This is a genomic window from Bradyrhizobium yuanmingense (assembly GCF_029167105.1).
In the GTDB taxonomy this organism is placed as follows: domain Bacteria; phylum Pseudomonadota; class Alphaproteobacteria; order Rhizobiales; family Xanthobacteraceae; genus Bradyrhizobium; species Bradyrhizobium yuanmingense_A.
This window is the reverse complement of sequence record NZ_JARFML010000005.1, coordinates 143,337-167,258: the sequence shown is the minus strand read 5'-3', so window position 1 is coordinate 167,258 and position 23,922 is coordinate 143,337. Positions and strand designations below refer to the sequence as shown.

The following is a 23,922-nucleotide window of genomic DNA, read 5'->3' as shown; positions in this document are numbered from 1 at the left end:
TGATTAGCCAAGCGCCTTTGCGATCTCGACCTGAATGGCCTCTGCGACGGCCCTCGGATCGGCGGCTTCCACGATCGGACGCCCGACGACCAGATAATCCGCGCCGGCGGCGATCGCACGGCCAGGCGTCATGATGCGCTTCTGGTCGCCGCTGGCCGCGCCCGCCGGACGAATTCCGGGGGTGACGAGGCTCATCTGGTGGCCGACGATCTTGCGCAAGGCCCCGACCTCCTCCGGCGAGGACACGAGGCCGTCGACACCGAGCACCTGCGCCTGCTGCGCACGCGCCTCGACCAGCTCCGACACGCTGAGCCGATAACCGGCCGCATGCAAATCGTCGTCGTCGTAGGACGTCAGCACCGTCACGGCGAGGATCTTCAGGCTGGCGCTGCCGCGGCCTTCGACGGCGCCCTTCATGGTCTGCGGATAGGCGTGCACGGTGACGAAGGTCGCGCCCAATTTGGCGACGCTCTCGGTGCCGCGCGCGACCGTATTGCCGATGTCGTGCATCTTGAGATCGGCGAACACCTTCTTGCCCCTGTCGGCAAGCTTGCCGATCAGCGGCAGGCCGCCGGCATAAGCGAGTTGATAGCCGATCTTGTAGAACGTGACGCTGTCGCCGAGCTTCGCGATCATCGCCTCCGCGGCATCAACGCTCGGCAGATCGAGCGCAACGATCAGGCGGTCCTTCGGGGCGATCTCGGCTGGCGTCATGTCACCTCACATCATGCGTTGGGAAACGTCGATCAACTGCGTCACCAGCTCCTTCAGCGCGGCGATATCGCCCTCGTTCTTCAGCCTGTCCCTGTCGTCATAGGCCTGGTCGGCAAAAGCGAGCGTGAGCTGGCTGGCAATCACGTTGGCGTGGCAGGCGGAGAGGATCAGCCGCAGCGCCTGCAGCGCGCGGGCGGCACCTAACCGGCTCTGGGACGCGCCGGCAAGCGCGAAGACCCGGTTGCGGAACACCTCTCCGCGCGCCTCGTGCAGCTCGTGCACGCGGCTGACCCAGTCGATCGCGTTCTTCAGCAGCGGCGGCACCGAGGCGTTGTATTCGGGCGAGACGATGAGGACGCCGTGATGCGCGCCGATCATGCGCTTCAGATTGATCGCGTGCTTGGGCACGCCGGATTTGGCCTGGAGATCGCCGTCATAGATCGGCAGTGGAAAATCGGCGAGCGAGATGCGGGTGACGTCGACGCCGGCCTGAACGAATTCGTAGGCCGCCACCGCCGCCAGCTTCGCATTATGCGAGCCGGTGCGCAGCGAGCCGGGAATGATCAGGATCTTGGGAGCTGGCATCCAATCCCATGCGTTCGGCGAAACGAGCCCGCCGCGCAAGGAGGAGCCGGCGGAATTAATGCTTGCGATACACCCAGACGCGGGCCGGCGGAAGGTTCATCCAGATCCGTTCCGAGGCCTCTGTGGACACGCCGGACAGCGATTTCGGGATCGGCGGCACCACCGCATAGGTGAACTGGATGAAGGGCGCACCGGGCGCGAGCGCGGTGAAGGCATCGCGGATGAGCCGCAGCCGCGTCAGCATCGGTTTGGTGACGAGCGGCAGGCCGGAGACGACCGCGCTGGCCGGCGCGCTCAAGACGTTCCAGAGCGTATCGCGCAGGCGGTAGGCATCGCCCTGCACCACCTTGGCTTGCGGGTAGCGATCGCGCAGCAGCGCGCAGAAGCCGGGATTGTATTCGACGAGAACGAGACGCTTCTGGTCGATCCCGCGCTCGATCAGCGCGGACGTGATGGCACCGGTGCCGGGTCCGAGCTCGACCACCGGTGCGTCGGAATCGGGATCGACATAATGAGCCATGGTCCGCGCCAGCAGCTTGCCGGACGGCATCACCGCGCCCATGTGCAAGGGCTTTTCGATCCACGACCTGAGAAAGCGCACCTCGTCATCGAGACGAGGCTTCTTCAACGCACGCGCGGACGATGGCAATGGCATGTCGGGACCGGACGGAACCGCGGGACCGCGGCGTGTCAGAAAATGGTCATAAAGACGTATAGGCCGGAGGCGGTACGGTCAAGACGAGTCAATTCGCCCGATTGCCGAAGAAGTCCTTGACCTTGGCGAAGAAGCCCTCGGCTTCCGGCTGGGTGTTGCCGGAGGAAAGCTTCTCGAACTCGGCCAGCAATTCCTGCTGCTTCTTGGTGAGGTTCTGCGGGGTCTCGACCATGACCTGAACGTACATGTCGCCCATCTGGCGCGACCGCAGCACCGGCATACCCTTTGATGCAATGCGGAATCGGCGGCCCGACTGGGTGCCCGCGGGCACCTTCACCTTGGTCTTGCCCTTGTCGATGGTCGGCACCTCGAATTCGCCGCCGAGCGCGGCGGTCACCATCGAGATCGGCACACGGCAATGCAGGTCCGCGCCGTCGCGCTGGAAGAACTGGTGCTGGGCCAGCGAGAGGAAGATGTAGAGGTCGCCCGGCGGCCCGCCGCGGACGCCAGCCTCGCCCTCGCCTGCGAGCCTGATCCGTGTGCCGTCCTCGACACCTTGCGGAATGTTGACCGAGAGCGTCCGCTCGCGGGTGACCCGCCCTTGTCCCGCGCAGGACGGGCAGGCGTCCTCGATCATCTGGCCGCGGCCCTGACAACCCGGGCAGGTTCGCTCCAGCGTGAAGAAGCCCTGCGACTGCCGCACGCGGCCGGCGCCGCCGCAGGTCGAGCAGGTCTTCGGCTTGGTGCCGGCCTTGGCACCGATGCCCGAGCAGGCCTCGCAGGTGACCGACACCGGAATCTCAATCTGCGCGGTCTTGCCGCCAAAGGCTTCCTCGAGGGTGATTTCCATGTTGTAGCGCAGATCGGCGCCGCGCTCACGGCCGCCGCGGCCGCGCTGTCCGGCCATGCCGAACAAGTCCTCGAAGATGTCGGAGAAAGAGGAGGCGAAGCCCGCGCCGAAACCGGCGCCGCCGCCGAAGCCGCCGCCCTGCTCGAACGCGGCGTGGCCGTAACGATCATAGGCGGCGCGCTTGTCCTTGTCCTTCAGGACCTCGTAGGCCTCGTTGATTTCCTTGAACTTGACTTCGCTGGTCTCATCCCCGGGATTGCGGTCGGGATGGAATTTCATCGCCAGCTTGCGGAACGACGACTTCAGCTTGCCTTCGTCGGCGTCGCGTTCGACTTCGAGGGTCTCGTAATAGCAGCGCTTGGTGGACGTGGACATGATGAGCTCGGTCTATCCAATCGCGATTCAAGTTGGCGCGGAACAACGCTGACATGCGGCGGAATGAGCGCCCTTCGACCTTGCGGCAGAGGGCAGCCTGGCAGCGCTGAGAATAACGGCTGGGAATTGATCGATCGTAACGGGGCCGACTTTGAAGGAGTCATGAAAGAAGTCTTGGCCCGCCTGTCCCGACACGACGGCCTCCCCCGCGAGGGAGGAGGCCGGTAGCGTGTGTGGGGTCCAAGCCGTCCGCATCGTCACCCTCTCGGGGCTTAAGCGGACTTCTTGTTGTTCTTGTCGTCGTCGACCTCGGTGAATTCCGCGTCGACGACGTCGTCCTTGGCTGCATCCTTCTTGGCGTCGGCCTCGGCCTGCTGCTTGTACATGGCCTCGCCGAGCTTCATCGAAGCCTGCGCCAGCGTCTGGGTCTTCGCCTTGATCGCCTCGGCATCGTCGCCCTTCAGCGCTTCCTTGAGGTCGCTGACGGCATCCTCGATGGCACGGCGCTCGCTCTCGGCAACCTTCGAGCCGTGCTCGGCCAAAGCCTTCTCGGTCGAATGCACCAGGCCATCCGCCTCGTTCTTGGCGGTGACGGCCTCGCGGCGCTTCTTGTCCGCCTCGGCATTGGCCTCGGCGTCCTTGACCATCTTCTCGATGTCGGCTTCCGACAGGCCGCCCGAGGCCTGGATGCGGATCTGCTGCTCCTTGCCGGTGGCCTTGTCCCTGGCCGAGACGTTGACGATGCCGTTGGCGTCGATGTCGAAGGTCACCTCGATCTGCGGCATGCCGCGCGGCGCCGGCGGAATGCCCATCAGGTCGAACTGACCGAGCATCTTGTTGTCGGCCGCCATTTCACGCTCGCCCTGGAAGACGCGGATGGTGACGGCATTCTGATTGTCTTCAGCCGTCGAGAACACCTGGCTCTTCTTGGTCGGGATCGTGGTGTTGCGGTCGATGATGCGGGTGAACACGCCGCCCAGCGTCTCGATGCCCAGCGACAGCGGGGTGACGTCGAGCAGCAGCACGTCCTTGACGTCGCCCTGGAGCACGCCGGCCTGGATCGCAGCGCCGATCGCCACGACTTCGTCCGGGTTGACACCCTTGTGCGGCTCCTTGCCGAACAGCTGCTTCACGACTTCCTGGACCTTCGGCATGCGCGACATGCCGCCGACCAGCACGACCTCGCCGATCTCACCGGCGGTGACGCCGGCGTCCTTCAGCGCCTTGCGGCAGGGCTCGACGGTCTTCTGGATGAGGTCGTCGACCAGCGCCTCGAACTTGGCGCGGGTGAGCTTCATCGTCAGATGCTTCGGGCCGGTCTGGTCCGCGGTGATGAAGGGAAGGTTGATCTCGGTCTGCGTCGTCGAGGACAGCTCGATCTTGGCCTTTTCAGCGGCTTCCTTCAGGCGCTGCAGCGCGAGCTTGTCGTTGCGCAGGTTGATGCCCTGCTCCTTCTGGAACTCGTCGGCGAGATAACCCACGAGGCGCATGTCGAAGTCTTCGCCGCCGAGGAAGGTGTCGCCGTTGGTCGACTTCACCTCGAACACGCCGTCGCCGATTTCGAGAATGGAGATATCGAACGTACCGCCGCCGAGGTCATACACCGCGATGGTGCCGGCCTTGGTCTTGTCGAGGCCATAGGCGAGCGCGGCCGCGGTCGGCTCGTTGATGATGCGCAGCACTTCGAGGCCCGCGATCTTGCCGGCGTCCTTGGTCGCCTGGCGCTGAGCGTCGTTGAAGTAGGCGGGAACGGTGATGACGGCCTGCTCGACCTTCTGGCCGAGATGGGCTTCCGCGGTCTCCTTCATCTTCTGCAGGATGAAAGCCGAGACCTGCGAGGGCGAGTAGGTCTGGCCGTCGGCCTCGACCCAGGCGTCGCCGTTGGAAGCCTTCACGATCTTGTAGGGAACGAGCTTCTTGTCCTTCTCGACCATCGGGTCGTCGTAGCGGCGGCCGATGAGGCGCTTCACTGCGAAGAAGGTGCGCTCGGGATTGGTGACGGCCTGGCGCTTGGCGGGCTGGCCGACGAGGCGCTCACCGTCATCCGTGACGGCGACGATCGAAGGCGTCGTGCGCATGCCTTCGGAATTCTCGATGACTTTGGCGTTCTTGCCATCCATCACGGCGACGCACGAATTCGTGGTGCCGAGGTCGATCCCAATGACCTTTCCCATGGTCCTGATATCCTTCTTTTTGCGGCAGGTTGGCTGGGCCCAAGAGGCACCCGAACCGAAACCCCCTAAGATCAAACATCCGCGATATTGCGATGATTGAGGCTCATATAGGAGGGGGGGAGGGGCCCGCAAGGACCGAAGCTAGGTTTCTGCCGCTAAAACATCGGGTTTTGGAAGGTGATATCCGGGCTCAACCGCCCTTGCGGGTGAGGAATTATTAACAGGTCCGGGCCTCGGCAAGCCCCCGCACCCGCAAGCCCGCCCGCCCTGTTGCGGCGAGGCCAAACCGGCTAAAAGGCGGACCGACCGCACAGCCGGCGCAGCTGTTTCGCGCGACAAAGCGGCCCGGCGGCCGACCATCGAACGGCCTCAATGTGAACCAATCAGAGTGGCCATGAAGCTGATCCGCCCCCTCGCCGCGCTCGCCCTCCTCGCCGTAACAGCGCTTCCGGCCTTCGCCGCCGACGTCGTTTTCCCACCCGGCTTGCGTCTCGGCATGGTGCCGCTGATCGGCCTCAGCACGGCCAAGACCTTTCCGGGCTTCGAGAGCGAGGACGGCAACGTCAAGGTGCTGGTCACCGAGCTGCCGCCGGCCGCCTATGGCGAGGTCGTGAGCGCCTTCAATTCCAATCCCGGCGGGACGGGCGGCGTCAAGCAGGACAAGGTCGAGACCCCCGCTGGCCTTGCCTATTTCACCACCGAAAGCGGCAAGGCCGGCGATACCCCGGTGAAGCGCTATTCGATGATCGTGCCCGGCGCCGGCTTCTCCGGCTATGTCGCGGTACAGATCCCGGAGAATGCGACCAAGATCTACACGGACGAGGCGGTGCGACAGATGTTCGCGAGCGCCACCACCCGCAGGCAGGTCTCGGCCGAGGAGCAGATCGCGCTGCTGCCGTTCAAGATCACCGATCTCGCCGACTTCAAGGACATCAAGACCCTGGCACCGGGCTCGAGCATCATCCTGGCCGACGGCGATGAGAGCGTGGGCTACGAGGCGAGGCCGTTCATGATCCTCGGCCTGATCGGCGCCACCCCGCAAGCCGCCGACGACCGCGCCCGCTTCGCCCAGGAGGCGGCGCTCCAGATTCCCGGCGTGCGCGAGTCGCGCATCACCATGTCCGAGCCGATCCGCATCAACGGCCAGCAAGGCTTCGAGACCCGGATCGACGGCGTCAGCGGCAAGGACAAGGTCCCGGTGACGGTGGTGCAGTGGATCCGCTTCTCGAGCGGCGGCGCATCGTTGCGCATCATCGCCAGCGCCCCGCGCGACCAATGGCAAGCCGCCTTCAGCCGCTTCCGCGCCGTGCGCGACGGGATTCAGCCGAAGGGGTAGGGCGCATCCACGCGCGAGGTGCGCTCCCTCCCCCGTCTGCGGGCGAGGGTTGGGGAGAGGGTGTCTCCGCAATCGAGAGCCCCCAAGAGGAGAAAACCCTCACCCGCCGCGCTCTGCGAGCGCGATAGCCGAGGCTACGCTTCGGCGTCCTTTTGAAGGACGGCCGCCGAAGGCGGCCTATGCTCTCCCGCACGCGGGAGAGGTGCACCGAGCACGCCGCGAGAGCCCAACCGCTCATCAAGCCCGGCTGCATTTTCAGGCTTCTGTTCGTATACGAACGGAACTAGGCTCCCCTCCCGTTGGATCATCCTGGAGGGGAGGCGTGCAATGCTGGATCGACGACAAGTCTTGGCAATGCTTGGAACGACGGCGCTGGCGACGCTCGCGCCAAGCGCGCTGTTCGCGGCCGCACCGATCAAGCCGGACGAAGCGTCCGCGCTGCTCGTGATCGACGTGCAGAACTGCTTCCTGCCCGGCGGCAGCCTCGCAGTGAAGGAAGGCGAGCAGGTGGTGCCGGTCATCAACAAGATCTCGAAGGCATTTGCGAATGTGGTGCTGACGCAGGACTGGCACACGCCGGGCCACGTTTCGTTTGCGTCGGTTCATTCCGGCAAGAAGCCGTTCGAAACGGTCGACCTGCCCTACGGCAAGCAGGTGCTGTGGCCGGACCATTGCGTGCAGGGCACCGAGGGCGCGGCGCTGTCGAAGGACCTGTCGATCCCGCACGCCGAGCTCATCATCCGCAAGGGTTTTCACAAGAACGTCGACAGCTATTCGGCCTTCCTCGAGGCCGACGGCAAGACCTCGACCGGGCTCGCCGGCTACCTGAGGGGCCGCAAGATCAAGCGCGTCTTCGTCGCTGGTCTTGCGACAGACTTCTGCGTCGCCTGGACCGCGCTCGACGGGCGCAAGGCGGGCTTCGAAGTCTATGTGGTGGAAGACGCCTGCCGCGGCATCGACACGCAGGGCTCGCTCGCCAAGGCCTGGGCCGACATGGCCAAGGCGGGCGTGAAGCGGATTCAGTCTGCGGATATCGCGGTGAGCACGTAGGTGCCAATCAGTCATTCCGGGGCGATGCGCAGCATCGAACCCGGAATGACACAGCAATCAGTTCGCCGCGCTACTCGACTCGTTGTTGTTCGCCGCCGGCGCGGCCTTCGCGCCGCCCTTGGCGACACCGACCAGCGCCGGGCGCAGCACGCGCTCGCCGATGGTGTAGCCGGCCTGCATGACCTGCACCACGGTGCCCGACGGCACCGACGCATCGGGCACTTCGTACATCGCCTGATGGAAGTTCGGGTCGAACTTCTGGCCCTGCGGATCGAGCTTCTTCACGCCGTGTTTTTCCAGCGCGTTGAGTAGCGAACGCTCGGTGAGCTCGACGCCCTCGATCAGCGCGATCAGGCCGGGATCGGCCGCGGCACGCGCCTCGGCCGGAACGGCATCGAGCGCGCGCTGGAGATTGTCGGCGATGTCGAGCACGTCGCGCGCGAAGCCGGTGATGCCGTAGAGGCGGGCGTCGGCGACTTCCTTGGCGGTGCGCTTGCGCAAATTCTCCATCTCGGCCAGCGTCCGCAGCATGCGGTCGCGCGCTTCAGCCGCTTCCTTTTGCAGGGTTTCGACCGAACCCGGCTCGGGATCGTCGGGCATGATGTAGGGTTTCGACACCACGGGCTCGCCGGTCGCAGTACTCGTGTCTTGGGGTTGCCGGTCTTGCTCGCTCATCGGCTCTGATCTCGAACTCGTTTCAGGGATGTTGGCCCGGATATCGTGCTTAAGCCCGCGAAAATCAAGCGCCCGTGATCGGCGGAAAGGCCGGTCAGCCCCCCAAGAGGCGGCTGACGATGCGGGCGGCGTAGTCCACGGTCGGGATCACGCGGGCATAATTCAGCCGCGTCGGGCCGATCACGCCGAGAACGCCGACGATGTGGCCGGCGGCATCCCGATAGGGCGAGATGATGGTGGACGACCCCGACAGCGAGAACAGCTTGTTCTCACTGCCGATGAAGATGCGCACGCCTTCGGCCGTCTCGGCCCGGCCGAGCAGATCGATCACGCCGCGCTTGGTCTCGAGGTCGTCGAACAACAGGCGAACCCGCTCCAGATCCTCCAGCGCGTGCAGATCTTCGAGCAGATTGGCGTGGCCGCGGACGATGAGCTGACGGTCCTCGCTCTCGCCGCCGGACCAGCTGGCGATGCCGGCCGAGATCACTTTCTGTGTCAGTTGATCGAGTTCGGCACGGGCCTCGCCGAGTGCGGTCTCGAGCTCGAGCCGCGCCTCGGCCAGGGTACGGCCTCGGATCCGCGCATTGAGGAAATTACCGGCCTCCGTCAGCGCCGAAGAGGGAACTCCGGGCGGCAGCGTCAGCACGCGGTTTTCGACCTGGCCGTCCTCGCCGACCAGGATCACCAGCGCTTTTTCCGGTTCCAGGCGGACGAATTCGATGTGCTTCAGCCGCGCATTGGATTTCGGCGTCAGCACGACAGCGGCGGCCCGGGTCAGGCCGGAGAGCCGCATCAAGGCCTGGTCCAGCGCCGCCTCGACCGATTGCGCCTCGCCGACGGACGAGAGCTGGCTCTGGATCGCCTGCCGCTCGGCCTCGTTGAGGTCGCCGACCTGCATCAGGGCATCGACGAAGAAGCGCAGGCCCAGTTCCGTCGGCAGCCGGCCGGCGGAGGTGTGCGGGGCATAGATCAGGCCGAGCTGTTCCAGATCGGCCATGACGTTGCGCACAGATGCCGGCGACAGCGGCATCGCAATCAGGCGGGAAATGTTGCGCGAGCCGACCGGCTCACCGGTCGCGAGATAGCTTTCGACAATTTGTCGAAAGATGTCGCGGGAACGCTCGTTGAGCTGGGCAAGGCCTGCGCGCGGCGCGATCAGATGGATCGGATCGTGATGGGCCACAGACGGTAACTCCTCTCAGATACTTATAATTTGTCCATCCGGGACGCTTCTGACAAGCGTGGCGTTTGCAGGCCGGCGGTCAGGGGGTGAATAAGCCCTTGCCGCCCACCCCCGCCCCACCTACAAGCACCGCGAACAGCCTATTCCCGCGAGTTTTGGAGATTTCCCATGCGGCCAAGCCGCCGTGCGCCCGACGAATTGCGCCCCGTGACGCTGGAGCGCGGCGTGGTCAAATATGCGGAAGGCTCCTGCCTGGTGAAATTCGGCGACACCCATGTGCTGGTCACCGCCACACTGGAGGACCGCCTGCCGCCGTGGCTGAAGGGCCAGGGCCGCGGCTGGGTCACCGCCGAATACGGCATGCTGCCGCGCGCGACCTCCGAACGCACCCGCCGCGAGGCCTCCGCCGGCAAGCAGAGCGGCCGCACGGTCGAGATCCAGCGCCTGATCGGCCGCTCGCTTCGCACCATCGTCGATCTCGAAGCGCTCGGCGAGCGCCAGATCACGGTCGATTGCGACGTGCTCCAGGCCGACGGCGGCACGCGCACGGCCTCGATCACCGGCGCCTGGGTCGCGCTTGCCGATTGCCTCAACTGGATGAAGGCGCGCAACATGGTGAAGGCCAACGTGATGCGCGACAACGTCGCCGCGATCTCCTGCGGCATCTACAACGGCACGCCGGTGCTCGATCTCGACTATGCTGAGGATTCGGAAGCGGAGACCGACGCCAATTTCGTCATGACGGGCGATGGCCGCATCATCGAGGTGCAGGGCACCGCGGAACGCGAGCCGTTCACGCAGGACGAGTTCCTGAAGCTGATCGCCCTGGCGCAGAAGGGCATTGCGCGTCTGGTGGACTTGCAGAAACTGGCCGTCGCGTAGTCAATAGGCCCATGCACCGCCGAATCACCGACAAGCTCGTCATCGCCACCCACAATCCCGGCAAGCTCGCCGAGATGAGGGAGCTACTCGCGCCGTACGGGATCGAGGCGGTGTCGGCCGGCGAGCTCGGCCTCCCCGAGCCCGAGGAAACCGGCAACGATTTCCGCAGCAACGCCGCGATCAAGGCGATCGCCGCGGCGCAGGCGAGCAAGCTTCCCGCCTTCGCCGACGATTCCGGCATCGTCGTCGACGCACTCGACGGTGCGCCGGGAATCTACAGCGCGCGCTGGGCCGGCCCGACCAAGGATTTCAACGCGGCGATGGCGCAGATCGAGCGCCTGCTGCAGGAGCGCGGCGCCACCACGCCGGACAAGCGCAAGGCCCACTTCGTCTCCGCGCTTTGCGTGGCCTGGCCCGACGATCATCGCGAGGAGGTCGAGGCGCGCGTCGACGGCACGCTGATCTGGCCACCGCGCGGCACGGCCGGCTTCGGCTACGACCCGATGTTCCTGCCGGACGGGCACAGCCGCACCTTCGGCGAGATGACCAGCATCGAGAAGCACGGCCTGCCGCCGCTTGGCCTCGGCCTGTCGCACCGCGCCCGCGCTTTTCGGAAACTGGCGGAGATCTGCCTTGAGCCGCGCTAACAAGGATGCGTTTGGCGTCTATGTGCACTGGCCGTTCTGCCTGTCGAAGTGCCCCTATTGCGACTTCAACAGCCATGTCCGCCACGCCGCGATCGACGAGGCGCGCTTCGCCTCCGCCTTCGCGCGCGAGATCGCAACGACCGCCGAGCGCGCGCCCGGCCGCAAGGTCACCTCGATCTTCCTCGGCGGCGGCACGCCGTCACTGATGCAGCCCGCCACCGTCGGCGCGGTGTTAGACGCGATCGGCAAGCACTGGACCGTCGCAGGCGACGTCGAGGTAACGCTGGAAGCGAACCCGACCAGCGTCGAAGCCACGCGCTTTGCCGGTTATCGCATCGCCGGCGTCAACCGCGTCTCGCTCGGCGTGCAGGCGCTCGACGACGCCTCGCTCAAAGCGCTCGGCCGCATGCACAGCGCGCGCGAAGCGCTCGATGCCGTCGCCATCGCGCGCCGCGCGTTCGACCGCTATTCGTTCGACCTGATCTACGCCCGCCCCGACCAGACGCCGGCGATGTGGGCTGGCGAGCTGCGGCACGCCATCGATGAAGCGGCCGAGCATCTGTCGCTCTATCAATTGACGATCGAGGAAGGCACGCCCTTCTTCGGCCTGCACCAGGCCGGCAAGCTGAAGACGCCGGACGAAGCGGTCGCACGCGCGCTCTACGACGTCACGCAGGAGACCTGCGACAAGCTCGGGCTGCCCGCCTACGAGATCTCCAATCATGCGCGGCGCGGCGCCGAATGCCGGCACAATCTGGTGTACTGGCGCGGCGAGGAATATGCCGGCATCGGCCCCGGCGCACATGGTCGTCTCGACATCGACGGCGTGCGCCATGCCACCGCCACCGAGAAGCGTCCCGAGGCCTGGCTGATCCGGGTCGAGACCAACGGCGACGGTGTCGTCAGCGACGAGCCCCTCAACAGCGAGGAACGCGCCGACGAATTCCTGCTGATGGGATTGCGGCTCGCCGAAGGCATCGATCCCGAGCGCTACAGGGCCCTCGCCGGCCGCCCACTCGACCCCCGCCGCATCGCGCTCTTGCGCGAGGAAGGCGCGATTACGGTGGATGGCACGGGACGGCTGCGCGTGACCAGCAGCGGATTTCCGGTGCTGGATGCGGTGGTCGCGGATCTGGCAGCGTAGTCTCAGCCAAACTGGCGGTGCGCTCCCTCACCCGCTTGCGGGAGAGGAGTTGGGATAGGGTATCTCCACAATGGGACAATCCCCCAACCGTCACCCGGTGTCCCAAAGCTCAGCGCAGCGCAGTCAAGCGCGGACGACTTCAGACGGTTCTAGCAATCCGGCCTTATCCAGTGCGTAGGCGTACGCCTCTTTCATCTTGAGATTCCCGCTGTCGGTGTAGACGAGCAATCTCTTGCCGTCGGTACGGGTCTTAACCATGCCGAATGCCGTACGACTGAAGCCGAAGAACTCGCCGCGCTTCTTGTCCTTCTTGGGGTCGGTCACCCTAGAGGGCCCCTCGACGTTAAAGAACGCTACAAGCTCCGTCACCAGAACCAGGGGCTCCGGCACGCGCGACCACTTTCCCAAGGCCCCGACCAAGGTCGCCCTGGGGTGAATGTATTCCTTGCGGGCATTCTCGTCGCCGCTGGAGATCACGCTGACGATCGGAGCCACCGCCTGGATGAAGGCTCCTGAAAAGTCCGCCGAGCCATGGTGAGGCACCTTGAACACCTCCGCCTTGAGATTGATTGCCCCGCTATTGTGTTCACGCGTGAGGAAGCGGCTGGACTCATCGTTGAGATCGCCGGTGAACAGGTAGCTCATTCTTCCATAGGTCAGCCGGAATACGATTGAGTGGCCATTGATCGTATGTGAGGCCGAAAAGCCGCTGCTCTTAAGATCGTCTGTTTCCAACGACTCGTGGCCTACCCTGGGCCCTTTAGGCGGCTTGCCCAGGAATTTGAGGGCAGGCTTGCCTGCTACCTCGGTCGTCAGCGGTCCGAGCACTTCGACCTTGATGTTCTCCTCGGCGAAGAAGTCGAAGGCATCGTCATCACCAATCTCAAGTCGCCTGAACTCGATCTTTGACCTCTTGTTGTACTCCGCCAGGGTATCCTTCCAATCCTTGAAGGGCTTGTTCATCTCCTGGTCGGCTACTTTGAGGAGGTTATCCACCAATCCGACAAGATAGAGGTCCTTACCCACCTTCCTTGTTGGACCCAGCAGCTCTGTTTCTTTCCGTCGCTTATCGTTGGCCTTCTTTTCGGGCCGCTTCACAATTCCGTTGTGGTAGACTCGTTTCGGCGCGATGAAGAGGCGCTTTCGAATCGTCTCATTTTGCTCAGATTTTTGGATCGCGGGCAGGCCGACGAAATGGTCGGCGTCTCCATGCGTGACGAGAATGCACTCGATTTCCTTCGGCCTATCGAGCGACGTGCCACGAAACCTGGAGGCGAGATAACGGGCAAAGAGCTGATTGTCGCCACCATCGACAAGCATCACCTTACCTTGCGGCGATTCGATCACGGAGCCGTCGCCCTGCTGAACATCGACGAAATTTACCTTGAGGACCTGGTTGCGATTCCGGGGGATGAGTACATCGGCCAGCTTCAAGCCCGACGTCTTCTTCGGCTGGATGTAACCAACCCTCTTTTCCGGCAGAATGCTGCCATCCTGGCGTTCCACGAATTCGACCGTTTCGATCTCAGCATAGTCCCGGCCCATCTTCACAACGCTGACCTCATCACCCCAGGCCAACGTCCTCAGGAGGCTTTTGCGGTTCTTCTCCTGCCAGACATCAGCAAGATCGACGTTGATCACGTACTTCTTTGCCATGATGACGATCCCTCATCGAGGTTGCGTTGCAATGGAAAGCGCGACGCATGAAGGCCGTTTACGTCTCCCGCTGCGGGTTTATCAGACTGTGCGTATGCGGTGTTCATCGGGATCGACACGCGTGGTGGTCTCGATGATCTACGCATTTTGCAGCCGCGTCAGGCGATGCGCGAAAACGGCCAGGTCTACGTCTTGAATGCCGGGATACCGGCGACTGCTGAAAAGATTCTGCTCGGCTAACCCTAAAAAACAGACGCAACATATGGTTGCGTCACCCAAAGTTGATCGCCTGCCTAACTACAAGTCAAGTGCCGAGTTGGGTGGCCCACAGGATTGGCTTTGTCACCAGCCGGCCTACTGCCCTATCGAGCTTGCCGCCTCCGGAGACGAACGATGCGCGGACCTCTCTCGCAAGCGGGAGAGGTGAACCAGCTACGCCCCAAAGCTCTTCGGCGAGCCCGCCACCGCAACGCCGCCGCCTTGCGTCACCTTCATCACGGCAAGCCCGCGTTCATTGGTGCCATCCGCGCGGAAGCGGAACAGGCCGTCGATGCCGGCAAAGCCGGAGGGGTTGGTGAGCACGTCGGAGGAGAAACGCTGGCCGCCTTGCGTGCGGGCCAGCGCGGCGACGAGGGCGACCGCGTCGTAGGAAAGGGTCGCCGTGCGGATCGGCTCGGCACCGTATCTAGTGCGGTAGCGGCCGGAGAAGGCGCGGAAGCCGGCCGGATCGGGCGCGGCGTAAAGGCCGCCCTGCAGCGCGGCGCTGGCATAGACGCGCGGATTGTCCCACAGGCCGGTGCCGAGCAGCTGGATGTTGCGCAGGTTCGCGCCCGCGGCCGTCATGGCGTCCGCGACTGACACGACGGCATCGCCGTCATCGGCAATGAACAGCGCGTCCGCACTGCCGAGCTGCTGCGCCACGGTGCGCGCGGGCGTGGCGCGATCGGCGCCGTATTTCTCGAACGCAACGATGCGCCCGCCCCGCCGCGGCACCGCCGCCTTCACCGCGGCCTCGACGACATTGCCGTAGGCGTTGTCGGGCACCAGCACGGCGACGGAGCGCTTTCCGATGCCGGCGGAATATTCGACGATGCGATTGACGTCGGATTCCGGCAGGAACGAGAGCAGATAGACGCCGCGGCCGGCGATGCTGGAATCGGTCGAGAATGCGATCACCGGGATGCCGCGCGTGCGCGCGACCTGCGCCACGGCTGGCACCGATTGCGCAAACAGCGGCCCGAGGATGATCTCGGCGCCCTCGTCGACCGCCTGCTGCGCGCCCGCCTGCGCGCCTTGCGGGCTGCCATTGTCGTCCTTGATCAGGAGCTGGATGTTCGGGTTCTGGAACTCGGCCAGCGCCATCTCGGCGGCATTGCGCATCGATTGCGCGGCGAGCCCGGCATTGCCGGCAGCCGAGAGCGGCAGGATCAGACCGACCTTCACGCCGCCGGTGCCGGCGGTCGTCGCCTGCTGCTGCGGTCCTGCCGGCTGGGCCGGCGGTGCGGAGCTCGAGAACGGGTTGGAGAACTGGCTGAGGCTTTGCTGCACGCCGGCGCAGGCCGACAGCGCGGGCGCGCCGAGCAACAGGCCGAGCGCAGTCCGCCGGGTCGCCCCTGGCGATCGGGACCCCGGAGGGTGAGACTTTGGATGACGCGGGCCGACCATGGCAGCTTCTCTTCCGACCCGCCGTTCGCCGGCCGATCACGACATTGCTTTCCGCGACACAGGCCGCGGATTCAGGCAGTGTGTCGGCAAATAGTTAACCAAAACAAAAGGATAACAATCGCTTAACGCGGCCGCAATCCCGTCCCGGCAGCTCTTCGCCGTCACATATTCACTCATCAAGGCGGCGTTTCCGTCGCGAATATGGCGCGAGGGCCCTCACTCCCTCCCGGCGCGATCTCGACCGATCACATTCCCGCCCGTTCCTCGCCCCTCGCCTGGGTACGATCTTTGGGCCCGATCTTTTTCGGCCAGCCGGTTCCCAGCCTTAGCGATCGTGCCTAAGTTGGCTCCATTATGCGCGCAAAGCCGGCCCCCATAAATACGCCTGAAGCTCAAGACGCCGCCTCGCGCGGTTTCTCCATCGATGCCTATCGGCTCGCGGCGCCGAAGGCCGCGCCGGGCCTCCATCTGGTCGCGACACCGATCGGCAATCTCGGCGACATCACCCTGCGGGCGCTGCAGACGCTCGCCGGCGTCGACATCATCGCCTGTGAGGACACCCGCATCACGCGGCGCCTGACCGAGCGCTATGCGATCACGGCCCAGCTCAAGCCATATCACGAGCACAATGCGGAGGCCGCGCGTCCCAAAATCCTGGAAGCCCTTGGACAGGGCGGCTCGGTCGCGCTGGTGTCGGACGCCGGCACGCCGCTGATCTCCGATCCCGGCTTCAAGCTGGTGCGCGAGGTCTGCGCCGCCGGCCATGCCGTGTATGCGCTGCCCGGCCCGTCCTCGGTGCTGGCCGCGCTGTCGGTCGCCGCGCTGCCGACCGACCGCTTTTTCTTCGAAGGCTTCTTGCCGGCGAAATCAGCCGCGCGGCGCAGCCGTCTTACCGAGCTCGCCCGCATCGACGCGACGCTGGTGATGTTCGAATCCGGCAACCGCGTGCAGGATACGCTGGCCGATCTCGCCGAGATCATGGGACCGCGCGAGGCCGCGATCTGCCGCGAGCTGACCAAGCTGCATGAGGAGGTTTCGCGCGCAACGCTGAGCGAGCTGGCGCGCGAGGCTGCAACGCTGGAGACACGCGGCGAATTCGTGCTGGTGATCGCTCCGCCCGCCGCCGACGCCGAGGTTCTGACATCGGACGCGCTCGATGGTCTGTTGCGCGAGCAGCTTGCCGTGCACAGCGTCAAGGATGCCGTGGCGCACGCGGTCGCGTTGTCGGGCCGGCCGCGCCGCGAGGTTTATGCCCGCGCGCTCGCGCTCGCAAAGGATTCGCGGGGCAGCGATGGCGAAGACTGAGATTCCTGCGGAACCGAAGGTCCCCTCGCCCGATCGCGTCGCAGCGTTCCAGACCGGTATTTCCGCGGAGAGCCGTGCCGCCGCCTACCTCATGGCCAAGGGCTACCGCATTCTCGCCAAACGTTACCGCACGCCGCATGGCGAGATCGACATCGTGGCGCGGCGCCGCAACCTGATCGCCTTCGTCGAGGTCAAGGCCCGCGCCACGCTGGACGAGGCCGCTTTCGCCGTGACGCCGCGCCAGCAGCAGCGCATCATCGACGCCGCGCAAGGCTGGCTCGCAGCGCATCCCGAGCATGCCGAATTCGAATTGCGATTCGACGCCATGCTGATTGCGCCGCGCTCGCTTCCGCGCCATGTGTTGGCGGCATTCGACGCCTCGACCTGAAAGGCAGCCCATGAAACTGAACGTCGCCGTCCAGATGGACCCCATCGCCCGCATCAACATCAAGGGCGATTCCACCTTCGCGCTGCTCCTGGAGGCGCAGAAGCGCGGCCATGGCCTGTCCTATTACACGCCCGACAAGCTCTCGATGGTCGGCGAGGAGCTGGTCGCGCCGGTTCAGCTCTTGACCGTGCGCGACGAGCCCGGCGACCATTTCTCCCTTGGCGAGCCCAGGCGCGAGGCGCTGAACGGGTTCGACGTGGTGCTGCTGCGCCAGGATCCGCCGTTCGACCTCGCCTATATCACCTCGACGCATTTCCTGGAGCGCATCCATCCGAAGACGCTGGTCGTCAACGATCCCGCCTCCGTGCGCAACGCGCCGGAGAAGCTGTTCGTGATGAATTTTCCGCAGCTGATGCCGCCGACGCTGATCTCGCGCGACCTCGACGAGATCAACGCGTTCCGCGACAAGCACGGCGCCGTGGTCATGAAGCCGCTGCACGGCCACGGCGGCGCGGCGGTGTTCCGCGTGATGCCGCAGGACATGAATTTCGGCTCGCTGTTCGACATGTTCTCGGTGACGTTCAGGGAGCCCTGGGTGATCCAGCAATTCATCCCCGAGGTGAAGCACGGCGACAAGCGCATCATCCTGGTCGACGGCGAGTTCGCCGGCGCGGTGAACCGCGTGCCGGCCGCCGACGACCTCCGCTCCAACATGGTGCGCGGCGGCGCGGCGCAGGAGACCGAGCTCACCCCGCGCGAGCGCGAGATCTGCGCCACCGTTGGACCTGCGCTGCGCGAGCGCGGCCTGTTGTTTGTCGGCATCGACGTCATCAACGGCAATCTCACCGAGATCAACGTGACCTCACCGACCGGCATCCGCGCCATCGCGCGGCTCGGTGGGCCTGACGTGGCCGCGAAGATCTGGGACGTGATCGAAGCGAAACGGAAGAAGTAGAGCTCTGCGCGCAGCCCGGATGGAGCGTTAGCGAATCCGGGACGCTCCCCACTTGTACCGGCCCCGGATTACGCTTGCGCTCCATCCCGGCTACGGACGACGCTCGCGGCCACCTCGTGCGCTAACGACGTATTCACCATAACGGCGCGCGCCCCGTCCGAACGCACGCGCCGCCTTACGTGAAACTACGGAGCCGCCGGCCGACCCAATAACGCCGCGTTCACCATCTGCCGAAAACCAGCATCGCGGCCGGCGATCGCGTTCGGCCCCGCAACACCCCTTATACTTTTGCTCCCTACTCATCGATGCGGGGGAACACGCCAGGTGCGGTTCGAGTGCCCCGCGTAAGAGTAGAAGCGTATGAATACCGCACGCATTGTCGTTCTCGTCATCGCTCTCGGCGCCGGCGGCGTCGCTGCATATCTGGCGAGCGGCTATCAGAATCCGCCCGCGGCCGTCCTGCCCGTCGCCGAGAAGCTGCCGACGGTCGAGGTCCTCATCGCCAAGAACGACATCCAGCTCGGCCAGGCCGTCAAGCCCGAGGACCTGCAATGGCAGGCCTGGCCCGCGGCAACCGCCAGCAGCGCCTTCATCCGCCGCGACAGCAGGCCCGAGGCACCGACCCAGATCGCGGGCTCGATCGCGCGCGTGCCGTTGATGCAGGGCGAGCCGATCCGCGAGCAGAAGCTGGTCAAGGCCGAAGGCTCCGGCTTCATGGCCGCGATCCTGCCGTCCGGGATGCGTGCCGTCTCCACCGAGATTTCAGCCGAAACCGGCGCCGGCGGCTTCATCCTGCCGAATGACCGCGTCGACATCGTCCTGACCCGCCGGCTGAAGAATCCGGACGGCGGCAACACCAACGGCCCGACCGGCGGCAACGACCTTATCCTGTCCGAGGTCATTCTCACCAACATCCGCGTGCTCGCGATCGACCAGGCCCCGAAGGAAAAGGAGGGCCAGAACGCGGTGGTCGGCAAGACCGTCACGCTCGAGCTGCGGCCCGACCAGATCGCCACGCTTTCGGCCGCACGCCAGGGCGGCACTCTGACACTCGCGCTGCGCAGCATCGTCGATGCCAACGCAGTCGACGGCACGCCCGAGGACCAGGCGATCAAGCGCCCGGGCGGCGTGAACGTGATCCGTTACGGCGTCCAGGCACGGCAACTGACGTCACAGAAGTGATGGGGAGAGCATGAACTACGGGGGTAATCGGACCGGCTTGCGCATTCGGGGGAAGCGCGCGCGCTCGGTCCTGGCGGGGACGATGTTGGTGCTGGGGCTGCTCGCGGCTTCCGGTGTCCTCAGTGCTGCGGAGGCGCCGGTCGGCGACCAGGCGCCGATGCAGGCGTCGGATCTCGGCTTATCGTCGGTTGGGACGATCGCACCGGCGCGGTCGCGCTTTCTGTCGCTCGGCATCGGCAAGTCCGTCGTCATCGACCTGCCGCGCGAGGTCAAGGACGTGCTGGTGGCCGATCCCAAGATCGCCAATGCGGTGATCCGCTCGGCCCAGCGCGCCTATATCATCGGCGGCCAGGTCGGCCAGACCAACGTCGTGTTCTTCGCGGCGGACGGCCAGCAGGTCGCCTCCTATGACATCGCGGTGAAGCGCGACCTCAACGGCATGCGTGCGGCGCTGCGCCAGGCGCTGCCGGGCGTGCAGATCGAAGGCGTCGGCGACAGCGTGATGCTGACCGGCTCGGTGTCGAGCCCGGTCGAGGCCCAGCAGGCCGGCGACGTCGCCGCAAAGCTGGTCGGCGGCGCGGACAAGGTCGTCAACAACATCGTCGTGCGCGGCCGCGACCAGGTCATGCTCAAGGTCGTGGTCGGCGAAGTCCGCCGCGACATCGTCAAGCAGCTCGGCGTCGATCTCAGCGCCAGCCTGAATGCCGGCACGGCGGTGGTGAATTTCAACAATTCGAACCCATTCTCGGTCTCTGGCGGACCGATCGTCAGCAGCAATGGGCTCGGCGTCACCGGCCTCGCCAAGGGCGTCGCCACCGTCAACGCCACGATGCGGGCAATGGAAAGCGCCGGCGTCATGCGGACCCTGGCCGAACCGAGCCTGACCGCGATCTCGGGCGAATCCGCCACTTTCATCGCCGGCGGCGAATTCCCGATTCCCGGCGGCTACGCCTGCGATCCGGTCACTCACGTCTGTACCACCCAGGTCACCTACAAGAAGTTCGGCATCTCCCTGAACTTCACCCCGGTCGTGCTCAGCGAAGGCCGCATCAGCCTGCGCGTGATGACCGAGGTCTCGGAGCTGTCGAACACCAACTCGATCACGTTGACGCAGGCCGTGACCGGGTCCTCGACCAACTCGATTACCATTCCATCGATCCAGACCCGCCGCGCCGAAACGACGCTGGAAATTCCCTCGGGCGGCTCGATGGCGATGGCTGGCCTGATCCAGCAGCAGACCAAGCAGGCGATCAACGGACTGCCTGGTGTCGACCAGGTGCCGATCATCGGCGCGCTATTCCGCAGCCAGGACTTCGTCAACAACGAGACCGAGCTGATGGTGATCGTGACGCCTTACGTGGTGCGCGCGGTTGCCCAGAAGGAATTGTCGCGGCCCGACGACGGCTTCGCGCCGGCCTCGGACGCACAGAGGGCGCTGCTCGGCAGGGTCAACCGCCTCTATGGCATCGCGAGCCGTGTCGATCCGGTGGCCGGCACGCCGGGCGATTTCGGCTTCATCATCGACTGAGACGAACGGTTTGGGGACCGGGCAAGGCAGGGGCAGGAGGGATCAGGGGATGACGACAACATCAGCCGATCGACGTCGCAATTTGCGGCTCGCACTGGCACTGACGGGCCTCTCCGTCATGCTCGGCGCCTGCAACACCACCGAGATCGTCACCCAGACGGTGCCGACCGATTATCGCCAGCGCCATCCGATTGCGGTGCAGGAAGGCAAGAAGTCGATCGTGATCTTCGTCGGCAAGAGCAGAGGCGGCCTCTCGGCTGCGCAGCATTCGGACGTCGCGGGCATCGCGCGGGACTGGATGCGCGAAGGCACCGGCTCGGTCGTCGTCGATGTGCCGGTCGACACCGCCAATTCGCGCGCGGCCGCCGCGACCTATCAGGAGATCCGCTCGGTGCTCACGTCCGGCGGCGTGCCGTCGCGCGCCATCGTCCAGCGGCCCTATCGCCCTGATGATCCCGGGCTGCTGCCCACCATCCGCCTGAGCTATTCCAAGATCACTGCGGTCGCCGGCCCCTGCGGGCTGTGGCCCGAAGACGTCGGCCCCAACATCCTCAACCCCGGCTACACCGAGAACCGCCCCTATTTCAATCTGGGCTGCGCCAGCCAGCGCAATCTCGCCGCGATGATCGACAACCCGGCCGACCTCGAGCAACCGCGCGCCGAGACGCCCGCCTATACCGCACGGCGCGACATCGCGTTCGAGCGCTATCGCAAGGGCACGACGACGACGACGAGCTATCCCGAATCCGACAAGGCCAAACTCAGCGATACCGCCAAATGACCGGCATTCAAGACGACGGCGACGATCCGCAGCACCCCGAGGAACACATCGCGCCGGTTCCTCGCATTTCGGTGCAAGCCTTCTGCGAGACCGAGCAGACGCTCAAGGCGGTGACCGCGGCTGGCCAGGACCGCCGGCTCGCCAAGGCCCATCTCAGCGCCAAGGACGGCGGCCTCGCCGCGGCGATCGAAGCCTATGAATCGATGCCGACGCCGAACGTGATCGTCATCGAGTCCGACGGCACGCGCGACATCCTGGAGGGGCTGGACGACCTCGCGGGCGTCTGCGATCCCGGCACCCGCGTGGTCGTGATCGGCAGCCCCAACGACACCGCGCCCTATCGCGAGCTGGTGCGCCGCGGCGTCAACGATTACGTGGTCGGACCGGTCGAAACCCTCGACGTGGTCCGCTCGATCTGCAGCCTGTTCTCGGCCTCCGAGGCCATCATCACCGGCCGCGTCGTCGCGGTGGTCGGCGCCAAGGGCGGCGTCGGCGCGTCCACCGTCGCGCATAATCTGGCCTGGACCATCGCCCGCGACCTTTCGCTCGATTCCGTCGTGATCGATCTCGACCTCGCCTTCGGCACCGCGGGCCTCGACTACAATCAGGATCCGGTGCAGGGCATCGCCAATGCGGTGCTGTCGCAGGACCGGCCGGACACGGCGCTGATGGAGCGCTTGCTCGCCAAGTGCACCGATCGCCTGAGCCTGCTGGCGGCGCCCGCCACGCTCGATCGCGTCTACGATTTCGGTGCCGAAGCCTTTGACGCGGTGTTCGACACGCTGCGCATGACGACGCCCTGCATCGTGCTCGACGTGCCCCATCAATGGTCCGGCTGGACTCGGCGCGCGCTGGTGAACGCCGACGACATCGTGGTCGTCGCCGAGCCCGATCTTGCCAACTTGCGCAACACCAAAAATATGCTGAGCGTGCTGAAGGCGGCGCGACCGAACGACCGGCCGCCGCTGTATTGCCTCAACCAGGTCGGCATGCACAAGCGCGCGGAGATCGAGGTCAAGGCTTTCGCCAAGACCATGGAGAGCCAGCCGATCGCGGTGATCCCGTTCGATTCGAAACTGTTCTCGACCGCGGCCAATAACGGCCAGATGATCGCGGAGGTCTCCAGGACCCACCGCACCACCGTTCTGTTCCAGAATATGGCGAACCGCCTCGCCGGCCGCGGCGAGATGAAGAAGCCAAAGCGCTCGCTGCTCGAGCCGCTTTTGAAGAAGCTGAAGGGCAAGTCGGGACGCAGCTCGGCCCCGCATCGCAAGGCGTCGTAGGCGTGGCTTATTTGAGCATGAGCTTTTCGGAAAACCGCTTCACACTTTGCGCTAGTGCGGCCCTTCGGGTCCGGATCATGCTCTAGAGCGGACTACCTGTCCGCCCGCTGCTGCTTTTTCGCCAGCAACTGCTTCAGCGCCGCGACCTTGGCCGCGGCCTGGTCCGGCGGCAAGTCTGCCTTGACGAGGATTTCGGCCTCGGCCTCGCGACCCTGCAATCCCAGCACGAGCGCCAGATTGGCGCGGACCCGCGCATCGTTCTGATTGCGCTGATGGGCGCGGCCGAGCATCTGTTCGGCCTTCGATAGATTATTTTGCAGCATGTAGGACAGGCCGAGATTGGACAGCACGGTCGGCTCGTTCGGCACAACCTTCAACGCCGCGGCGTAATATTGCTGGGCTTCCTCGTTGCGGCCGAGCTGATCGAGCACAGCGCCCTGCGCCGACAGGATGCGCCAATCGGGATCCTCAGGCGAATGCGCCCGGCCGAGGACGTCGAAGGCCTGCTGGAAATTGCCGTTGTCGGCGAGCGCGCGGCCGTAGCCGGCGAGCAGCGCCTTGTTGCCGGGACGGGCGAGCACGGCCTGCTCCAGCACCGCGACCGCCTGCGCGCGCTGGCCGCTGCCACGCAGCGCTTTGCCGTATTCGAGAGCAATGGCGGGATCGCCGGGCTTAGCGCGATAACGCTCGCGAAGTGCGTCCATCTCCGGCGTGGGGTCGGCCTTGCTGTCGGACTTGCCGTCAAGCTTGGCGGCGGACTCCCGCTTGCCGCCGAGCGCACCGGTGACGTCGTCGATGCCGGCCGTCTGACAGCCGCCGAGGGCGAGGATCAGGACGGCGGAACACAGATATCCCGCCGGGGAAAAGGCGAGGAACGAACGCTTGGGCATACTCTGATCACTCGGCAAC

At 65.4% G+C, this 23,922-nt stretch carries 23 protein-coding genes; 13 read left to right on the top strand and 10 right to left on the bottom strand.

Annotated features, from left to right (window positions below; all coding sequences use genetic code 11):
* Positions 1–3: 3 nt before the first annotated feature.
* The 5 genes from pyrF to dnaK all read right to left on the bottom strand — a co-directional run bounded on the left by pyrF (position 4) and on the right by dnaK (position 5,353).
* Complete coding sequence (gene pyrF / locus P0R31_RS08890) at positions 4–714, bottom strand: orotidine-5'-phosphate decarboxylase (protein ID WP_275513745.1); 711 nt, start codon at positions 712–714, stop codon at positions 4–6.
* A gap of 6 nt (positions 715–720) precedes the next feature.
* A complete protein-coding gene (locus P0R31_RS08885) occupies positions 721–1,299 on the bottom strand; it encodes an NADPH-dependent FMN reductase (protein WP_036024345.1) in 579 nt (192 codons plus the stop codon).
* A gap of 55 nt (positions 1,300–1,354) precedes the next feature.
* Positions 1,355–1,954, bottom strand: coding sequence for a class I SAM-dependent methyltransferase (locus P0R31_RS08880; RefSeq protein ID WP_225144152.1), 600 nt, complete (start codon positions 1,952–1,954; stop codon positions 1,355–1,357).
* A gap of 88 nt (positions 1,955–2,042) precedes the next feature.
* Positions 2,043–3,179 carry a molecular chaperone DnaJ gene (gene dnaJ, locus P0R31_RS08875; protein WP_036024343.1) on the bottom strand — a complete coding sequence of 379 codons (1,137 nt, stop codon included), beginning with the start codon at positions 3,177–3,179 and terminating at the stop codon, positions 2,043–2,045.
* Between the two features lie 272 nt (positions 3,180–3,451).
* On the bottom strand, positions 3,452–5,353 hold the full coding sequence (gene dnaK, locus P0R31_RS08870; protein ID WP_275513744.1) for a molecular chaperone DnaK: 1,902 nt from the start codon (positions 5,351–5,353) through the stop codon (positions 3,452–3,454).
* Positions 5,354–5,747: 394 nt separating this feature from the next.
* On the opposite strand from dnaK, the gene P0R31_RS08865 reads away from it, so the two are divergent.
* A complete protein-coding gene (locus P0R31_RS08865) occupies positions 5,748–6,689 on the top strand; it encodes a hypothetical protein (RefSeq protein WP_275513743.1) in 942 nt (313 codons plus the stop codon).
* A gap of 327 nt (positions 6,690–7,016) precedes the next feature.
* Entirely contained in the window at positions 7,017–7,739 is a 723-nt protein-coding gene (gene pncA / locus P0R31_RS08860; RefSeq protein WP_275513742.1) for a bifunctional nicotinamidase/pyrazinamidase, read from the top strand.
* Between the two features lie 57 nt (positions 7,740–7,796).
* Here pncA and grpE read toward each other — a convergent pair whose 3' ends face one another.
* Both grpE and hrcA read right to left on the bottom strand, forming a co-directional pair.
* The gene (grpE, locus tag P0R31_RS08855) at positions 7,797–8,414 is read right to left on the bottom strand and encodes a nucleotide exchange factor GrpE (protein WP_275513741.1); all 618 of its coding nucleotides are present in this window, start codon (positions 8,412–8,414) and stop codon (positions 7,797–7,799) included.
* Between the two features lie 94 nt (positions 8,415–8,508).
* Positions 8,509–9,597: a heat-inducible transcriptional repressor HrcA gene (gene hrcA / locus P0R31_RS08850; RefSeq protein WP_036003234.1), complete on the bottom strand. Its 1,089-nt coding sequence runs from the start codon at positions 9,595–9,597 to the stop codon at positions 8,509–8,511.
* A 168-nt stretch (positions 9,598–9,765) separates the two neighbouring features.
* Between hrcA and rph the strand changes: the two genes are divergently transcribed.
* The 3 genes from rph to hemW are packed head-to-tail and all read left to right on the top strand — an operon-like array spanning position 9,766 to position 12,270.
* Positions 9,766–10,479, top strand: coding sequence for a ribonuclease PH (gene rph / locus P0R31_RS08845; RefSeq protein ID WP_036024340.1), 714 nt, complete (start codon positions 9,766–9,768; stop codon positions 10,477–10,479).
* An 11-nt stretch (positions 10,480–10,490) separates the two neighbouring features.
* Entirely contained in the window at positions 10,491–11,126 is a 636-nt protein-coding gene (gene rdgB / locus P0R31_RS08840) for an RdgB/HAM1 family non-canonical purine NTP pyrophosphatase (RefSeq protein ID WP_275513740.1), read from the top strand.
* Positions 11,113–12,270: a radical SAM family heme chaperone HemW gene (hemW, locus tag P0R31_RS08835; protein WP_275513739.1), complete on the top strand. Its 1,158-nt coding sequence runs from the start codon at positions 11,113–11,115 to the stop codon at positions 12,268–12,270. Before rdgB ends, hemW begins: the two co-directional genes overlap by 14 nt.
* Before the next feature lie 123 nt (positions 12,271–12,393).
* Here hemW and P0R31_RS08830 read toward each other — a convergent pair whose 3' ends face one another.
* Positions 12,394–13,926 carry a ComEC/Rec2 family competence protein gene (locus P0R31_RS08830; RefSeq protein ID WP_275513738.1) on the bottom strand — a complete coding sequence of 511 codons (1,533 nt, stop codon included), beginning with the start codon at positions 13,924–13,926 and terminating at the stop codon, positions 12,394–12,396.
* A gap of 99 nt (positions 13,927–14,025) precedes the next feature.
* Between P0R31_RS08830 and P0R31_RS08825 the strand changes: the two genes are divergently transcribed.
* Positions 14,026–14,166, top strand: a complete 141-nt coding sequence (locus tag P0R31_RS08825) for a hypothetical protein (protein WP_275513737.1) — start codon at positions 14,026–14,028, stop codon at positions 14,164–14,166.
* A gap of 192 nt (positions 14,167–14,358) precedes the next feature.
* On the opposite strand, the gene P0R31_RS08820 is transcribed toward P0R31_RS08825, so the two are convergent.
* Positions 14,359–15,591: a penicillin-binding protein activator gene (locus P0R31_RS08820; protein ID WP_275513736.1), complete on the bottom strand. Its 1,233-nt coding sequence runs from the start codon at positions 15,589–15,591 to the stop codon at positions 14,359–14,361.
* Positions 15,592–15,945: 354 nt separating this feature from the next.
* Here P0R31_RS08820 and rsmI point away from each other — a divergent pair, with 354 nt between their 5' ends.
* The 7 genes from rsmI to P0R31_RS08785 all read left to right on the top strand — a co-directional run bounded on the left by rsmI (position 15,946) and on the right by P0R31_RS08785 (position 23,013).
* Complete coding sequence (gene rsmI / locus P0R31_RS08815) at positions 15,946–16,896, top strand: 16S rRNA (cytidine(1402)-2'-O)-methyltransferase (protein WP_275513735.1); 951 nt, start codon at positions 15,946–15,948, stop codon at positions 16,894–16,896.
* Positions 16,883–17,284 carry a YraN family protein gene (locus tag P0R31_RS08810; protein ID WP_275513734.1) on the top strand — a complete coding sequence of 134 codons (402 nt, stop codon included), beginning with the start codon at positions 16,883–16,885 and terminating at the stop codon, positions 17,282–17,284. Before rsmI ends, P0R31_RS08810 begins: the two co-directional genes overlap by 14 nt.
* A gap of 10 nt (positions 17,285–17,294) precedes the next feature.
* Complete coding sequence (gshB, locus tag P0R31_RS08805) at positions 17,295–18,239, top strand: glutathione synthase (RefSeq protein WP_275513733.1); 945 nt, start codon at positions 17,295–17,297, stop codon at positions 18,237–18,239.
* Between the two features lie 360 nt (positions 18,240–18,599).
* The gene (cpaB, locus tag P0R31_RS08800; protein ID WP_036024324.1) at positions 18,600–19,421 is read left to right on the top strand and encodes a Flp pilus assembly protein CpaB; all 822 of its coding nucleotides are present in this window, start codon (positions 18,600–18,602) and stop codon (positions 19,419–19,421) included.
* A 10-nt stretch (positions 19,422–19,431) separates the two neighbouring features.
* Entirely contained in the window at positions 19,432–20,949 is a 1,518-nt protein-coding gene (locus P0R31_RS08795) for a type II and III secretion system protein family protein (RefSeq protein WP_275513732.1), read from the top strand.
* 49 nt (positions 20,950–20,998) lie between these two features.
* The gene (locus P0R31_RS08790) at positions 20,999–21,730 is read left to right on the top strand and encodes a CpaD family pilus assembly protein (RefSeq protein ID WP_275513731.1); all 732 of its coding nucleotides are present in this window, start codon (positions 20,999–21,001) and stop codon (positions 21,728–21,730) included.
* Positions 21,727–23,013 (top strand): AAA family ATPase, encoded by a 1,287-nt coding sequence (locus tag P0R31_RS08785; protein ID WP_275513730.1) that lies wholly within the window; start codon positions 21,727–21,729, stop codon positions 23,011–23,013. Before P0R31_RS08790 ends, P0R31_RS08785 begins: the two co-directional genes overlap by 4 nt.
* A gap of 92 nt (positions 23,014–23,105) precedes the next feature.
* Here P0R31_RS08785 and P0R31_RS08780 read toward each other — a convergent pair whose 3' ends face one another.
* Positions 23,106–23,903 carry a tetratricopeptide repeat protein gene (locus P0R31_RS08780; RefSeq protein WP_275513729.1) on the bottom strand — a complete coding sequence of 266 codons (798 nt, stop codon included), beginning with the start codon at positions 23,901–23,903 and terminating at the stop codon, positions 23,106–23,108.
* Between the last annotated feature and the right edge of the window lie 19 nt (positions 23,904–23,922).

What these genes read in the sequence shown, in the direction of transcription:
- pyrF (WP_275513745.1), bottom strand. Translation starts at nt 714, where the DNA reads ATGACGCCAGCCGAGATCGCCCCGAAGGACCGCCTGATCGTTGCGCTC.
- P0R31_RS08885 (WP_036024345.1), bottom strand. Translation starts at nt 1,299, where the DNA reads ATGCCAGCTCCCAAGATCCTGATCATTCCCGGCTCGCTGCGCACCGGC.
- P0R31_RS08880 (WP_225144152.1), bottom strand. Translation starts at nt 1,954, where the DNA reads ATGCCATTGCCATCGTCCGCGCGTGCGTTGAAGAAGCCTCGTCTCGAT.
- dnaJ (WP_036024343.1), bottom strand. Translation starts at nt 3,179, where the DNA reads ATGTCCACGTCCACCAAGCGCTGCTATTACGAGACCCTCGAAGTCGAA.
- dnaK (WP_275513744.1), bottom strand. Translation starts at nt 5,353, where the DNA reads ATGGGAAAGGTCATTGGGATCGACCTCGGCACCACGAATTCGTGCGTC.
- P0R31_RS08865 (WP_275513743.1), top strand. Translation starts at nt 5,748, where the DNA reads ATGAAGCTGATCCGCCCCCTCGCCGCGCTCGCCCTCCTCGCCGTAACA.
- pncA (WP_275513742.1), top strand. Translation starts at nt 7,017, where the DNA reads ATGCTGGATCGACGACAAGTCTTGGCAATGCTTGGAACGACGGCGCTG.
- grpE (WP_275513741.1), bottom strand. Translation starts at nt 8,414, where the DNA reads ATGAGCGAGCAAGACCGGCAACCCCAAGACACGAGTACTGCGACCGGC.
- rph (WP_036024340.1), top strand. Translation starts at nt 9,766, where the DNA reads ATGCGGCCAAGCCGCCGTGCGCCCGACGAATTGCGCCCCGTGACGCTG.
- rdgB (WP_275513740.1), top strand. Translation starts at nt 10,491, where the DNA reads ATGCACCGCCGAATCACCGACAAGCTCGTCATCGCCACCCACAATCCC.
- P0R31_RS08830 (WP_275513738.1), bottom strand. Translation starts at nt 13,926, where the DNA reads ATGGCAAAGAAGTACGTGATCAACGTCGATCTTGCTGATGTCTGGCAG.
- P0R31_RS08820 (WP_275513736.1), bottom strand. Translation starts at nt 15,591, where the DNA reads ATGGTCGGCCCGCGTCATCCAAAGTCTCACCCTCCGGGGTCCCGATCG.
- rsmI (WP_275513735.1), top strand. Translation starts at nt 15,946, where the DNA reads ATGCGCGCAAAGCCGGCCCCCATAAATACGCCTGAAGCTCAAGACGCC.
- P0R31_RS08810 (WP_275513734.1), top strand. Translation starts at nt 16,883, where the DNA reads ATGGCGAAGACTGAGATTCCTGCGGAACCGAAGGTCCCCTCGCCCGAT.
- gshB (WP_275513733.1), top strand. Translation starts at nt 17,295, where the DNA reads ATGAAACTGAACGTCGCCGTCCAGATGGACCCCATCGCCCGCATCAAC.
- cpaB (WP_036024324.1), top strand. Translation starts at nt 18,600, where the DNA reads ATGAATACCGCACGCATTGTCGTTCTCGTCATCGCTCTCGGCGCCGGC.
- P0R31_RS08795 (WP_275513732.1), top strand. Translation starts at nt 19,432, where the DNA reads ATGAACTACGGGGGTAATCGGACCGGCTTGCGCATTCGGGGGAAGCGC.
- P0R31_RS08790 (WP_275513731.1), top strand. Translation starts at nt 20,999, where the DNA reads ATGACGACAACATCAGCCGATCGACGTCGCAATTTGCGGCTCGCACTG.
- P0R31_RS08785 (WP_275513730.1), top strand. Translation starts at nt 21,727, where the DNA reads ATGACCGGCATTCAAGACGACGGCGACGATCCGCAGCACCCCGAGGAA.
- P0R31_RS08780 (WP_275513729.1), bottom strand. Translation starts at nt 23,903, where the DNA reads ATGCCCAAGCGTTCGTTCCTCGCCTTTTCCCCGGCGGGATATCTGTGT.